The organism is Spirosoma soli, from assembly GCF_042684525.1.
In the GTDB taxonomy this organism is placed as follows: Bacteria; Bacteroidota; Bacteroidia; order Cytophagales; family Spirosomataceae; genus Spirosoma; species Spirosoma soli.
In genome coordinates this window covers 230,075-244,393 of the sequence record NZ_JBHULN010000009.1, presented here as the reverse complement: position 1 = coordinate 244,393, position 14,319 = coordinate 230,075, and the positions used below count along the sequence as shown (strand labels likewise).

The 14,319-nt window shown below is 49.4% G+C and carries 14 protein-coding genes and 2 tRNA genes; 14 read left to right on the top strand and 2 right to left on the bottom strand.

The window, feature by feature from the left end; translation table 11 throughout:
• Nucleotides 1–65: 65 nt before the first annotated feature.
• The 13 genes from ACFSUS_RS16410 (at nucleotide 66) to ACFSUS_RS16350 (ending at nucleotide 11,778) form a co-directional block, all read left to right on the top strand.
• Entirely contained in the window at nucleotides 66–1,181 is a 1,116-nt protein-coding gene (locus ACFSUS_RS16410; RefSeq protein ID WP_381524400.1) for an asparaginase, read from the top strand.
• 70 nt (nucleotides 1,182–1,251) lie between these two features.
• A tRNA-Ser gene (locus ACFSUS_RS16405) sits at nucleotides 1,252–1,338 on the top strand.
• A gap of 147 nt (nucleotides 1,339–1,485) precedes the next feature.
• On the top strand, nucleotides 1,486–1,881 hold the full coding sequence (locus ACFSUS_RS16400; protein WP_381524399.1) for a hypothetical protein: 396 nt from the start codon (nucleotides 1,486–1,488) through the stop codon (nucleotides 1,879–1,881).
• 351 nt (nucleotides 1,882–2,232) lie between these two features.
• Nucleotides 2,233–2,322 (top strand) — tRNA-Ser (locus ACFSUS_RS16395).
• 496 nt (nucleotides 2,323–2,818) lie between these two features.
• A complete protein-coding gene (locus tag ACFSUS_RS16390; protein WP_381524397.1) occupies nucleotides 2,819–3,043 on the top strand; it encodes a hypothetical protein in 225 nt (74 codons plus the stop codon).
• A 122-nt stretch (nucleotides 3,044–3,165) separates the two neighbouring features.
• Complete coding sequence (locus ACFSUS_RS16385; protein WP_381524395.1) at nucleotides 3,166–3,393, top strand: 4a-hydroxytetrahydrobiopterin dehydratase; 228 nt, start codon at nucleotides 3,166–3,168, stop codon at nucleotides 3,391–3,393.
• Nucleotides 3,394–3,488: 95 nt separating this feature from the next.
• Nucleotides 3,489–4,214: a 16S rRNA (cytidine(1402)-2'-O)-methyltransferase gene (gene rsmI / locus ACFSUS_RS16380; protein ID WP_381524393.1), complete on the top strand. Its 726-nt coding sequence runs from the start codon at nucleotides 3,489–3,491 to the stop codon at nucleotides 4,212–4,214.
• The gene (locus ACFSUS_RS16375) at nucleotides 4,198–5,436 is read left to right on the top strand and encodes a lipoprotein N-acyltransferase Lnb domain-containing protein (protein ID WP_381524391.1); all 1,239 of its coding nucleotides are present in this window, start codon (nucleotides 4,198–4,200) and stop codon (nucleotides 5,434–5,436) included. The genes rsmI and ACFSUS_RS16375 overlap by 17 nt, the downstream gene beginning before the upstream one ends.
• 70 nt (nucleotides 5,437–5,506) lie before the next feature.
• A complete protein-coding gene (locus tag ACFSUS_RS16370) occupies nucleotides 5,507–6,814 on the top strand; it encodes an acetylxylan esterase (protein ID WP_381524389.1) in 1,308 nt (435 codons plus the stop codon).
• Between the two features lie 41 nt (nucleotides 6,815–6,855).
• Nucleotides 6,856–7,803, top strand: a complete 948-nt coding sequence (locus tag ACFSUS_RS16365; protein WP_381524387.1) for a D-2-hydroxyacid dehydrogenase — start codon at nucleotides 6,856–6,858, stop codon at nucleotides 7,801–7,803.
• A gap of 144 nt (nucleotides 7,804–7,947) precedes the next feature.
• Nucleotides 7,948–10,662 carry a DNA gyrase/topoisomerase IV subunit A gene (locus ACFSUS_RS16360; protein WP_381524385.1) on the top strand — a complete coding sequence of 905 codons (2,715 nt, stop codon included), beginning with the start codon at nucleotides 7,948–7,950 and terminating at the stop codon, nucleotides 10,660–10,662.
• Nucleotides 10,663–10,712: 50 nt separating this feature from the next.
• The gene (locus ACFSUS_RS16355) at nucleotides 10,713–11,078 is read left to right on the top strand and encodes a VOC family protein (RefSeq protein ID WP_381524383.1); all 366 of its coding nucleotides are present in this window, start codon (nucleotides 10,713–10,715) and stop codon (nucleotides 11,076–11,078) included.
• A 1-nt stretch (nucleotide 11,079) separates the two neighbouring features.
• A complete protein-coding gene (locus ACFSUS_RS16350) occupies nucleotides 11,080–11,778 on the top strand; it encodes a SanA/YdcF family protein (protein ID WP_381524381.1) in 699 nt (232 codons plus the stop codon).
• Between the two features lie 63 nt (nucleotides 11,779–11,841).
• Here ACFSUS_RS16350 and ACFSUS_RS16345 read toward each other — a convergent pair whose 3' ends face one another.
• Complete coding sequence (locus ACFSUS_RS16345; RefSeq protein WP_381524379.1) at nucleotides 11,842–12,240, bottom strand: T9SS type A sorting domain-containing protein; 399 nt, start codon at nucleotides 12,238–12,240, stop codon at nucleotides 11,842–11,844.
• 523 nt (nucleotides 12,241–12,763) lie between these two features.
• Between ACFSUS_RS16345 and ACFSUS_RS16340 the strand changes: the two genes are divergently transcribed.
• Nucleotides 12,764–13,366 (top strand): CAP domain-containing protein, encoded by a 603-nt coding sequence (locus ACFSUS_RS16340; RefSeq protein WP_381524377.1) that lies wholly within the window; start codon nucleotides 12,764–12,766, stop codon nucleotides 13,364–13,366.
• Nucleotides 13,367–13,499: 133 nt separating this feature from the next.
• Here the strand turns inward: ACFSUS_RS16340 and ACFSUS_RS16335 are convergent, their stop codons facing one another.
• Nucleotides 13,500–14,054, bottom strand: a complete 555-nt coding sequence (locus ACFSUS_RS16335) for an RNA polymerase sigma factor (RefSeq protein ID WP_381524375.1) — start codon at nucleotides 14,052–14,054, stop codon at nucleotides 13,500–13,502.
• Nucleotides 14,055–14,319: the final 265 nt, after the last annotated feature.

The following is a 14,319-nucleotide window of genomic DNA, read 5'->3' as shown; positions in this document are numbered from 1 at the left end:
CGTTACGATCGACGTCCAGCCGTTATTGAACGTGCAAAACGGACGCAGGTTCGTATCAGAATAGAATGTCTTACAAAACAGTACGCATTAATCCTGCTTTGCCCAAACGGCCGAGACAGGCGGTTTTAGTCATTTATACCGGCGGTACGTTCGGTATGGTCTATGACCGAAAGGCCAACCAGTTGATTCCTTTTGATTTTGAACAGGTACTCGATCGATTACCCGAATTAAACCGGCTCGATTTTGAGATTACCCTCATTACGCTGCACGACATCATTGATTCGTCGAACATGAAGCCGGCCGTTTGGGTCGAACTGGCGCGCATCATCCAGAAAAATTACGTGCAGTATGACAGCTTTGTCATACTGCACGGAACAGACACCATGGCCTACACGGCGTCGGCCTTGAGTTTTATGCTGGTTGGCCTCAACAAGCCCGTTATTCTGACTGGTGCTCAATTACCTATTGGAGTCGCCCGAACCGACGCCCGCGAAAACTTCATTACGGCGCTTGAAATTGCAGCCGCTGTAGACACCGATGCACAAGGAAATGCACGACCGATTGTGCCCGAAGTTTGCGTGTACTTTAACTCCAGGTTACTGCGGGGCAATCGATCCACTAAACAGGAAAGCGTTCAGTTCAACGCCTTTGCTTCCGAAAACTACCCGCATCTAGCCACGGCTGGGGTGAGCATTGATTATAACCGACCGTTTATTCGGGCCTATGAGCCTGGCGAATCCATAACGATTCGCACCGTGCTCGACCCGAACGTAACGATTCTGAAGCTCTTTCCGGGCATTACGCAGCCCGTGGTGGAGTCTATTGTGAACATCCGTAACCTGCGCGGGGTCGTACTGGAAACCTTTGGTGCTGGGAACGCCCCAACCGACAGTTGGTTTCTGGACACGCTCAAAGAAGCCATTGACCGGGGCGTTGTGGTTTTCAACGTATCACAATGCGAAGGCGGGCGGGTTACGCAGGGGCGCTACCAGACCAGTAAACTACTCCGGCAAATTGGCGTAGTGAGCGGAGCCGACATTACTACTGAAGCCGCCATCACGAAACTCATGGTGCTGCTTGGGCGCGAAAGTAGCCAGGACCCGGCTGCCGTCACTCGACTAAGGACATTGCTGGCTCAGCCCATCAGTGGTGAAATGAGTGAACCGGGCGATGATGCGTAACCGAAATTTTTGGGAGCGGGGTGTTGCGTCATAAACCGCAATCCTGCATATTTGCACTCCCAAATGCCGAAGAGAGCTGCCGGAGTGGTCGAACGGGTCTGATTCGAAATCAGAAGTACTCGCAAGGGTACCGGGGGTTCGAATCCCTCGCTCTCTGCAACCCCATCGCAGGGTTTATTAGAAAAGCCAGTTTGCCAGTAGCAGACTGGCTTTTTCGGTTCTTAATTCTTCGGATTGTCTAGCCGGTACACCAGAGCGCGCCGTTAATTTGCTGACTATCGTCTGAATCGATAGTTTAGCGTTTATGAAGCGATTACTGATCAAGAAAAACACGACTATCAATACTCCTTTTGGAAAAGCCGAACTGTTTTTTCAGACTAAATTCGCTGATCATGTTATTGAAAATTACCGGGCTGATCTGACCAAGCTTGACCCTGCCAAACGACACCATGATTTAAAATTTTCGGACATTGCCAGCCTGTTACGGGGTAATGTCAGTGTACAACCTATCAAGGGCGATGAAACCCAATTTGAAGCTAGGGGACGGCACTACTTAACTTTGTTTCACGTTGCCAAACGGGACGATTCGGATACCCTGTTTGCCTTTATTGTCACCAGCTATGTCACAAACGAAAAACGGTACCTCGAACGCTACCAAAACTATCTCGAAGACCTCCGGAAAACGTACCGGAAAGATTAAGCCAGGGGCTTACTTCATTGATGGCAAAGGGCAGATGTACAAGTGGGATGAAAACGGAGAGCCGCATAAATTCACCCCACCGGAGGTGCCAACGCTGCCTAAAGCGTAGCCGGGTGTGTGGCCTGATTGCCTCCAGAAGTGGTTGTTGGTCAGACTGAGCAGACGACGGGCCACCGGCCGCCCTTTTGTCCTTCGCTACTGTATTTATTACTTATTCTGCTTTACAATTTTTCCGGACTGGGAAAAACGGCTTTTCTGATTAATTTTGCAGGACTTTAGAAGCAGAAGGCTAAGCAAATGTTCTCTGCCGTCAAGTATAAGACACCTTAATGTCTTTCATGGTTTCTTTTTAGAGAGGTGTCCGAGTGGTTGAAGGAGCACGCCTGGAAAGTGTGTATGCGGGCAACCGTATCGAGGGTTCGAATCCCTTCCTCTCTGCCAAACAGCCGTTTAAATGACAAAGTAGAGCTGGTCATTTAAACGGCTGTTTCCTTTATCACCCAATTTTAACCTAAATAAACCGTTTAGTACATGTCAGGCATTGACTGGTTGCTTCCTGCATGAAGTTTACTACGTTTGAGCTATGCAGTACCTTGTTTGGGTTATTTACCTTCTTGTCATTGTCTTTACATTAGCGGTCGGGCTCTACTATTACCGACTTATTAAAAGACGCTGGTTGCAGCCCGGCATGAATGTGGCGCTCCTGATTACATTGATCCTGTGCTTTTACGTACTGACGAACATGACACGCATGCTGTTTCCTACTATGCCTCGGCTAGTCTGGCATAATTTTCCAGTGCGATAAGTAGCTATTTGGTGACTTATTTTGTTTTGTAGGCTAAACAGGAGAAACTCTATTACTTTATTGCTAATCAGTTGGTTGGGATAGAAAAGTAGGCTTATTTTAGCGAACCTCTTTTCCTCAAACTGATTCAATATGAACCCGTCCACTATTTCAGTGCTGTTCCTGGCTGGGCTTGTCATTGGCCTCCTCTTGTTTTACCGACCAACCCGTCGGCACCAATGCCCATACTGCGGTGAAGCCGTCTCCATCGATCGAATTGCCAGACCCCTGTGGGTCAAAATGCTTATGTTTTTTCTGCCAACTAAAAGCTTTAAGTGCTTTGCCTGCATGAAACCGTTTCTGATGATCAAGAAATAAGATGCAGCTTCAAAACGGTCTACGTTGTAGAGCAAACCCGCTGCTTGCTCGTCGGCCAATAAACTTTGCGATCCGTGTTGCGGTTGTAAAGTTATAACTTCCCATTAGCACCTTACTTTCCCATGTGGCAGGAGCAGGATAACCAACTCATCCGCGAGTTTACATTCAATGATTTTAGCGAAGCCTTTTCGTTCATGACCCGTGTGGCCCTGCTTGCCGAAAAAATGGACCATCACCCCTGGTGGTCGAACGTGTACAATCAGGTGACCATAAAGCTATCGACGCACGATGCGGGTAATATCGTCACGGATAAAGATCGTCAGTTAGCCGCGGCCATTGACAAGTTGTAGTTTACGGTTTTCGGTGCATCGTTTTCAGTGACGTAAAGCGGTTTTATGTTCACCCCCGAAAACAGTAAACCGAAAACCGCACCCTATCTTGCAGCATGAAATTGTACCTAGTGCCGACGCCCATCGGCAATCTTGATGATATTACCCTGCGGGCCATCAATGTGCTGCAAAGCGTAGATGCTGTCCTGGCGGAAGACACCCGCACATCGGGGGTTCTGTTGCGTCACCTGAACATCAGCAAACCCCTTCACAGCTATCATATCTTTAATGAGCATCAGACGGTACAGCGGCTGCTCAATCAGTTGAAAGAAGGCAAAACCTTCGCCTTGGTTACCGATGCCGGTACGCCGGCCATTTCAGACCCTGGGTTTCTGCTGGTGCGGGCCTGCATTCAGAACGATATTCCCGTGGAGTGCCTGCCCGGTGCAACGGCCTTTGTACCCGCCCTGGTGAACTCTGGCCTGCCCAACGATCGTTTTACGTTTGAAGGATTTTTGCCCCACAAAAAGGGCCGCCAGACGCGCCTGGCTGAGTTAGCAAGTGAGGAGCGAACGATGGTTTTCTACGAATCGCCCCACCGGTTGCTCAAAACCCTCGGGCAGTTTGCCGAGGTGTTCGGAGCCGACCGTCCGGCCAGCGTTTCGCGCGAACTGACCAAGTTATTTGAAGAAAATCGACGCGGGCCGTTGTCCGAACTTATTACGTACTTTGCCGAAAAAACAGTAAAAGGTGAGATTGTTATCTGCGTTCAGGGAAAAGAGCCCAGCCGGGAGAAAACCCGTAAATACAGCCGCGATGAGGAGGATGAAGACGAAGAGTGAACCTGGCCTAACCCAGTTACTCTCTCGCACGCTTCTGGTTTTGTGCTTCATCGTGTGGAGTAGCCATTTTTCGTTCAGCCAGCAGCTTTCCCCCTCGTCGCGGGTAAGTCTGATCACCTACGGGCCGGGAAATGATGATATTTCGTCAGCATTTGGGCATACCGAAATACGGATTGTTGATCCAGTGCTCAGCCTCGACCGTGATTATAGTTACGGCGGGTTTGATTATAGAGCAGATTGGTTCATATTAAAGTTCTTAAGAGGTACACTGCCTTACTACGTAACCGCTCATAATTTATATCAGGTTGCTTACTATTATCAGCAAACAAATCGCAGCATTCGGGAACAACAGCTGAATCTTTCTCTTACACAACGGCAACGGTTATTCGCAGCGTTGGAGGAAAATTATCTTCCCCAAAACCGGGAGTATCGGTACAAATTCTATTACGACAACTGCGCTACCCGTCCCCGCGATATGATTGCTAATGCGTGTGGCGATAGCCTGAGCATTCCATCGCGCTCACGCATGACCGGCAAGTCGTACCGTGATCTGATGAATGACTATCTGAATGACAAGCCCTGGTATCAGTTAGGCATGAACTTGGCCATCGGCCAGCCGTCTGATGAGCAAACGGATGGCTGGCATGCCATGTATTTGCCCGATCAGGTGCATGACCAACTGGCTCACGCTACGGTAAGACAGGCTAATGGGCAGATAGTACCACTCGTTCAGGGCGAACAGACATTGTTTGCAGCACAGCAGGTATTTCGAAAGCAAGTCCCTTTCATATTCGATCCAGATGTTGTCTTTACCATACTGGGCGTGGTAGTTACTCTATTTACTATCCGGCGTTATGTGAGAGGGGGTAAAGTAGACCGCTGGCTCGACCGATTGTTGTTCGGCGTATCGGGTTTTCTAGGATGGTTTTTGTTTTTGCTGTGGATGATACGAGATGATGGTGTTACGGCCTGGAATCCAACCTTATTGTATCTAATGCCGCTGCATCTACCCCTAGTCTATTGGGCTACGGGTTCAAACACGACCTCTCGTCGACGGACCACGTATTTTGGTATCACGGCGGTGCTTATTCTATTGGGTATGTTCCTGTCGAAGGTACCGGGTGGGGTTGATGTCGTCTATCCGCTGATGTTGCTGGTTCGTTGCCTTGTTAATTTTCAGCCTGTTCGACGTGGGCAGCAAACGCCCGCCCGTGTTGCCTGATGGCCACTGGTTATAATTTCGAGTAAAGCTGCTTTAGCAGGGAGATCGTGTTCATCATTCCCTGAATTCCATGAAAAAATGTTTGCTTCCCAGTCTGCTACTGATCTGGGCCAGCACGGCACTGGCTCAACCCGTCGAACGACTCGTTAAAGTTCTTGTTACCCCCGACCATGACAATTGGTTGTACAAAGTAGGCGAACCGGTAAAATTCAACGTAGCCGTTTACCGCAACAATGTCTTGCTGAAGGCGGCCAAACTGCGGTACGAAATAGGGCCGGAGAAGATGGAGCCCGTCAGGAAAGAAACCGTTACGCTACGCGATGGAACCCTCGCCCTGGACGGTGGCACCCTGCGTACGGCTGGCTTTTTGCGGTGCATTGCTACCGTCGAAGTGGATGGCAAAGAATACCGGGGCCTGACAACGGCGGGTTTTGAGCCACTAACCATCAAGCCGACTGTCGACAATCCGGCTGACTTTCGGGAGTTCTGGGATAAAGCAAAGGCCGATCTGGCGAAAGTACCCATCGACGCCCGCATGACCCTACTACCCGAACGTTGTACCGAACTAACCAACGTTTACCAGCTCAACCTCCAGAACATCAATAACTCGCGCTTCTACGGGATTCTGTGCGTCCCAAAAAAAGAAGGCAAATACCCGGCTATCCTGCGGGTGCCCGGTGCGGGTGTCCGGCCCTATTACGGCATGATTGCCGAAGCAGATAAGGGCTTTGTCACCCTGGAAGTAGGTATTCATGGCGTGCCGGTCACGATGGACCCCAGCGTGTATGACAACCTGAGCCGGGGGGCGCTTAACGGCTACCAGGCCGCTAATTTGGACGACCGCGATCGGTATTACTACAAACGCGTGTACCTCGGCTGCGTACGGGCCGTCGACTTCCTGGCGAGCTTACCACAGTACGACGGCCAGAATCTGGCCGTTACGGGTGGCAGCCAGGGGGGAGCCTTGTCTATCGTAACGGCGGGCCTTGATTCCCGGATTAAGTGGGTGGGCGCCTATTATCCGGCCCTGAGCGACATGACCGGCTACCTGAAAGGACGGGCCGGGGGCTGGCCGCACTTGTTCGCGGGAGATAACCTGGCGTTCAATAACAAACCCGACCGGATCAGAACCGTCGGGTATTACGATGTCGTGAACTTCGCCCGACTGGTGAACGTGCCTGGTCGCTATTCCTGGGGCTTCAACGACGAAACCTGCCCGCCAACGTCTATGTATGCGGCTTATAACGTTATTCCAGGCCCTAAAATATTAGATACCGATAACCTCGATACGGGCCACTGGACGTATCCCGAACAAACCGAAAAGATGACGAACTGGCTACTGGGACAGCTGAAAGGGGGCGAAGTCGGGAAACGCTAACCAGGACGCAACTAAACGGGTAGATTTTACGTAAAACCAGTATGCAACTCTTTGTAAATACCGCGCTGAGCGACACCCTTAAAACTACCCTCCAACGCAGTTTGCCCCCAGGCCCCGGCAATCAACCCATAGCTGTTGTTTTTCGACACGATTTATCGGAGGATAAGCAAGCGGCTGCTTTCCGGAACGCTCAGTTTGTACTGGGCAATCCACCCGTTGCCTGGTTTGACGAGTCTTTACCCAATCTACTTTTCTGGCAACTCGATTCGGCTGGCTTCGACGGGTACCGCGATGTACGGGTGAAAGCCCTGGTCGCTAACATGGGAGACTATTTTGCCTGGCCATGTGCTGAGACGATGGTCGCCGGCATCTTGAGCCTCTACCGACGTATTCCGGAGTTAGCTTTACTGCAAGACCGTAATGAATGGGTTGGCGCGCCGATTCGGGCCCGCACCAACATCATGCGGCATAAACAGGTCATCGTGCTTGGCACGGGCACTATTGGTCAGGCTGTGCGCCAGATGTTGAGCGGTTTTGATTGTTCTGTTAAGATGCTGGCGCGTACGGACCCCAACGCTGATCTGCATTCGGCCGAGGAGCTAAAGCGAGCTCTGCCCCACACAGACATTGTGGTAAACTGCCTGCCGGGTACAGCTACGGGCTTTTATTCGGCCGAACTGATTGCGGCTATGAAACCGGGTAGCCTTTACGCCAACGTAGGGCGGGGGAGCACCACCGATGAGCCCGCCTTGATTGCGGCCCTGCAAGCCGGACAGCTGGGTGGCGCTGTACTCGACGTAACGGCCGTGGAGCCGTTGCCAACCGACAATCCCCTTTGGAACTTGCCGAATGTGTTGCTCACCCAGCACACAGGGGGCGGACAACCCGACGAAGAAGCCGGAAAGGTGGCGCAGTTTTTACGGAATCTGAATCATTACCTGACGGATGAGCCTGTAGAAAATAGAGTTGAGCTGGGCAGAGGATACTAACCAGAAGGATAGTTTATCTGAGTTTGCCTTTTTAGCCTAATTAAGGCGGTTTTTCAACTTTTTTTCGTATATTTAAGGAGCCGAACAATAACTAATTGAACGGCCTGACCCGCCCACTTTAATAGAATAGTCCCGAAGTAATTCATGATGAACGACGAGAATCAGGAGCCGATGGACGACGATTTGCAGCAACCCGACGCAGCCTTGTCTGCCGACGATGAAACGTCAGCCGATGCCATCGAACCCGATGAACAACCGATTGATACAACCAATGACGTCTTACATGCCCAGACCGTTGTGTCGGGTTTGTACGAAAATTATTTTCTTGATTACGCATCCTACGTTATCCTCGAGCGGGCCGTACCGGCCGTAGAGGATGGCCTGAAACCAGTGCAACGCCGTATTCTGCACGCCCTGAAAGAAATGGACGATGGCCGTTTCAACAAGGTGGCGAACGTGATTGGGCAAACCATGCAGTTTCACCCGCACGGCGATGCTTCCATTGGCGAGGCTCTGGTGAACATTGGCCAGAAAGAACTGCTCTTCGATACGCAGGGGAGCTGGGGCGATGTCCGGACGGGCGATGGAGCCGCTGCGCCACGTTACATTGAAGTGCGCCTGTCCAAGTTTGCGCTGGATGCGATTTATAACGACAAAACAACCGAGTGGCAGCTGTCGTACGACGGACGGAAGAAAGAGCCGGTAACTTTGCCGGTTAAATTCCCATTGCTGCTGGCGCAGGGCGTGGAAGGAATCGCGGTTGGATTATCCACCAAGATTTTGCCGCACAACTTTAACGAGTTGATTGATGCATCGATCCAGATCCTGAAAGATAAGCCCGTTTCGCTGTTTCCCGACTTCCAGACCGGTGGACTGATTGACGTGAGCAATTACAACGACGGTCACCGGGGTGGTAAAGTGCGGGTGCGCGCTAAAATTGAGGAGGTCGACAAAAAGACGCTGGCCATCCGCGACGTACCCTTTGGGGTTACTACGTCGCAGTTGATCGACTCGATCGTGAAAGCGGCCGAACTGGGTAAGATCCGTATCAAAGCGCCGAGCCGCACTACCGCGGCTGTGGTCGACAACACCGCTAAGGATGTCGAAATTCTGGTACACCTCCAGCCTGGTGTGTCGCCCGACGTAACGATCGATGCGCTCTACGCCTTTACGGACTGCGAAGTGTCCATTTCACCCAATGCCTGCGTTATCATTGGCGATAAACCTCATTTTGTCAGCGTTACAGATATTTTGCGGGTCAACACGCACCAAACGGTGCAGTTGCTGCAACGCGAGCTCGAGATCCGGCGTAGTGAATTGATGGAGCGGTTGCTGTATAGCTCGCTCGAAAAGATATTCATCGAGAATCGGATCTACCGCAAAATAGAAGAGTGCGAAACCTTTGAAGCTGTATTACAAACGATTGACAAAGCACTCAAGCCGTTTAAGAAGCAGTTTTATCGGGAGATCACCGAAGACGACCTGATTCGCCTGACCGAGATTAAGATCAAGCGAATCTCAAAGTATGACGGCTTCAAGGCCGAAGAATTAATGCGTCGGCTGGAGCAGGAACTGGCCGAAACGGAAGATAACCTCGCGAACATTACCCGCTACGCCATTGCTTATTACAAAGACCTCCAAAAGAAGTATGGTAAAGGACGTGAGCGGAAAACCGAGATTCGAGCCTTCAACACCATTGCGGCTAACGTAGTAGCTGCTGCCAACCAGAAGCTGTACGTAGACCGGGAAGGCGGTTTCATCGGTTACGGGCTGAAGAAAGACGAATACGTCAGTGATTGCTCCGACATCGACGATATTATCGTGTTCCGGCGGGATGGTAAATGCCTGGTCACAAAAATTCAGGAGAAAGTGTTTGTCGGCAAGGATATTGTGTACGTTTCGGTGTTCAAGAAAAACGACGAGCGTAAAATCTACAATATGATTTATCTTGACGGTAAGTCGGGTATCTCGATGGCCAAGCGATTCCCGGTGACGGGCGTAACCCGCGATCGGGAGTACGACTTGACAATGGGTAACCCCAAGTCGAAACTTACCTATTTCAGTGCCAACGACAACGGCGAAGCCGAGGTGATTACGATAAACCTGACGGCGCAGAGCTCGGCGAAGATCAAGCAGTTCGACTATGACTTTGCGTCGGTAGGCATTAAGAACCGCTCGGCGCAGGGGAATATCCTGACAAAATATCCGGTTCGTAAGATTACGCAAAAAACGGGTGGGGTGTCGACGTTGGGTGGCCTGGATATTTGGTATGATGACCACCTCGGTCGTTTGAACCGCGACGAACGGGGTAAACTCCTGGGCAATTTTGATGCGAAAGACAGTATACTGGTCGTTTATAAAGACGGGCAGTATGAGTTAACCAGCTTCGATCTGACGAACCGCTACGAACCAAACGACATTGCTGTGCTGATGAAGTTTGACCCTGAAATTGTGCTGTCGGCGGTGTATTACGAAGCCAACCAGAAGGCGTGGTACGTGAAGCGCTTTAAAGTGGAGACGATCTCGTTGGATAAGAAGTTCAGCTTTATTGGGGATGCTAAAGGATCAAAATCGTTAGCCGTAACCGTTGATCGTTATCCTCGTATTGAGATTGTGCACCAGGTGAAAGAACGTGGGCCGCTCGAAAAGATGGTGTTGGAACCCGAAGGCTTTATTGACATCAGAGGGTGGAAGGCATTAGGAAAACCGTTACCTTTCGCCAAGGTCAAAGAAGTTAAACTGCTGCCGCCAAAAATAGTGAAAGAAGCCGCGAAAGTAGAGCTGCTTACCGACCCTGTTGCGGTCGAAACGGCTGATGCCGACTCCGCTGAACCAGTGCAATTAGGCTTGTTCTCGTAAACAACTCAAGCGGGGAGATCGTCATGATTTCTTCGCTTGAACCAATAAGAATGGACAGTAAACCATTTTTAGGGCTACGGACGGTGATCTATGCTGCGCCGACCCTCGCCGAAACGAAAGCATGGTATACCAAGGCATTGGGTACGGCCCCGTATTTCGATGAACCCTTCTACGTTGGTTTTAACGTAGGCGGTTATGAACTTGGCCTTGACCCAGACATACAGCCTGCCGACGGCAGCACGTTAGCGTATTGGGGAGTTGCCGATATCAGTGAGGTGGAGCAACGCCTGCTTAACTTGGGAGCTACACGCCACGCTGACATTCAGGATGTAGGTGGAGGTATAAAGACCGCGGCTGTCAAAGATCCATTTGGCAATGTAATTGGACTGATTGAAAATCCACATTTCAATTTGTGATATGAACACCATGTTGGCCACGACTGATCACAGCAGCGATACACCCCGAGAAACGGTTGGGGTACGTGTGGTGAAGTGGACCATTAAACTTGGTGTGATCGTTACGTTCACTGGGGCAGTTGTCGTACTGATCTGCAACTGGTGGGTCGTACACAATACTCGAAATCAGATTTACTTTGACATCAATGAGCTTCCTACCAACGACGTTGGTTTGGTGTTAGGAACCAGCAAGTTCGTGCGTACGGGAAAAGAGAACCTGTTCTTCCGTTACCGCATGGAGGCTACAGCCCGGCTCTGGAAAGAAGGAAAGGTCAAGTATCTAATTCTTAGCGGTAATAACGACTCGGAATACTATAACGAACCGGTCGATATGCAGCGGGCTTTGATGAAACTAGGCGTACCTGAATCCGTGATGACCCTCGACTATGCCGGTTATCGAACCTTCGACTCGGTGGTTCGGTGCAAGGATGTATTTAACCAGGAGAAAATCACGATTATCTCGCAGAACTTTCACAATGCCCGTGCGCTCTACATCGGTAACCACGAAGGTATTGAAGCCATTGCATTTGCGGCTCAGGATGTGCCGGACGGTTATTCGTTCCGCACTCTCATCCGGGAATACCTCGCCCGTCCTTATGCCTTGCTTGACGTTTACGTATTGAGACCTCAGCCCGAAAAAGGAAACACAAAGCGTAAATAAAAGGCCCAGCTGGTGTTTGTCCGCTGGGCCTTCTTTATTATGAATGGTGGTCTCGAAAGGCGACTAGTTGATTGCTACCAAACGACTAGGGGTACTGGGCTGATTTGTCGAAAGAGTTAATTTATGAGTGGTTGTGTCTACACCGTTTGTGATTTCTATTTGGTATGCGCCGTCGGGCAGATCACTCAAGTTCAGGCGAAGGCGCGCTGTTTGTTCTTTCTTACCCAGGTGCTGAGCGTACAAGACTTTACCCTCCGCGTTTTTCAGCTTTATGTCAACTGGCCCCGTTTTTTCCTTATCCAGAGCAATTTGCAGTTTACCATCAGCAGTAGAAAAAATTCCTGTTTTGTACGTGGCTGCTGCGGTTGGGCGGCTCCCTGGATTAATAGCGGCCGATGAAGTAGAAAAAGTAACCACACCTAAGGTGAAAGCAACGAGCAGGGATTTAATGAAGGTTTTCATGGCTTTATAGTTTTTATGGTTTGATCTAACATGTAGTCGGGTTCTTCCCGATTGGTAGACCAAAGGTATATGCTATAGATGGTACTATGTATAGCAAACTACCGGAACGGTAAAGCGCCTTGATGAGTGGACTAAAACAATGCCGATTGAGCGTACGGTATGGGTGAAGAAGATTGTGAGTAGAAGATATTTGGTAAAAAACCGGCGGTGGGCTTGTTCATCCAACAAACTCATCGTCTTAATCTTAAAAGGATTTGGCAAGAGCTTCTTTGGTTGCGAGTGCAATGTGTGCTACGACCAGGAGGCCGCTCAATCGTAGCTGTTGAGCCAGCAACTTCAAGATTCTAGGTCCTCATGAAGTACGTTAAATGCTATCTACTAGCTTGTACTGCTACCTATTATTAATTGAAATATTAAGTAACTAATTAGAGTGTATGTAAAGTATATGTAATAAAATATTATTATTTGGTATAATAAATGGGTAAGTATACCGTTTAATCAACAAATATACCCCAATTATTGCATGAAAAGTACTTACCTACTTGGTGTCGCTGCTCTTTTGTGGGCTACGTCCGCTTGTCAATCAGATCGCGAATCCGCACAAACGCCAGCCCCGGTTATGTCGTCGGTGTACAGAGACGGGCAAGCAAATGGAGTGGAGCCTACTTACCCAAATCTCTCCGGCGCCCGGGCGGCCGCTGCTACCACTGCACAGCAGCAGGAAGTCTTAACCTATATCAATCAGGCTCGCTCTAAGCCTTGCCAATGCGGTACAACAACATATCCAGCGGTTCCTGCTTTAACCTTGGACGCGCAACTCAATGCTGCTTCCGATAAATACGCCGTTGATCTGGCTACCTACAACTACTTTAGTCATACCAGCCGGGATGGGTCGCAACCCTGGGATCGCATGACACGTGAAGGCTATATCTGGCGGGCGGCTGGCGAAAACATTGCCGCTGGTTATACGACACCCCGCGCCGTGGTCGACGGGTGGCTTAAATCATCAGGCCACTGTAAAAATATTATGAGTGCTAATTTCCAGAATGTAGGGGTAGGGTATGGCTATAGCGCCAGCAGTACCTACAAGCATTACTGGGTGACGGATTTTGGCACCAGACGGTAGTATGTACAGCACGAAAAAAGCCTGGCAAGTAGTTAGATAGCTACTTTGCCAGGCTTTTTTCGTAAGAACAGGTAAGTAGTAAGCAACGCCTGTTTGGTAAATCAAGAGTAAAGATTGTTCAATAGAAGAGTGATTAAAGGAGTTGTTCGCAATACATCCGGCGGATCTTGTCGCGGGTGCGTTTCAGCCGCATTTTCACCGCACTGTTCTTTAAATTGAATTGCTCGGCAATCTGTTTTACATCAAGGCCATTCTCATATTTTAAACGTAGTATCTCGGTTTCTTCGGGTGAAATAGTCCCCATCACTTCGGCTAGTTGCTGTAAACGGAACTCCAGGTTTTCATGGTCCGAGGACTCGCTCCAGTCATACTCTTTATCGTGCTCAAGAGAGATCGTAGTGGTCCGATTTGCATAACGAAGCTGGTCCATGCAATAGTTATAAGAAATAGAATATAACCAGGTCGAAAACGCGGAACGCTCTTTGAATTTACCCAGATTACCATGCACCCGTAGAAAAATGTCATGCGTGAAATCTTCGGCCTGGGCTGAGTCTTTCGTCAGTGATAAACACCTCCTGTACACTTTACTGACGTAGCGGTTATACAACGTCTCGAAATAGTTGTTTTGCTGCGAGTGCAGATGCATTTTGATCAACTCTTCATCCTTAAGCTCCTGATGAGTCGCCATACTAATTTTAGGGTTAGAGAGGGTAAGAATTACAAACTGTTACTACGTGTATATAAAGTAACTTTTACTTAATTCTGGTTAATTACAAATCCATATCTATGCATAAAACGCTATATATAGATTATGTATTTATCAAACAGTTAATAAGTAAGTCGTTTTGATTCAGGAAGTTAGCCAGCTGAAGTTTTACTTGAATACTGATTTAGCAACATTAAGAGAAGATTTATTTTTCGGTAGGTCTTTTTGATGTATAGATTAGATAAGG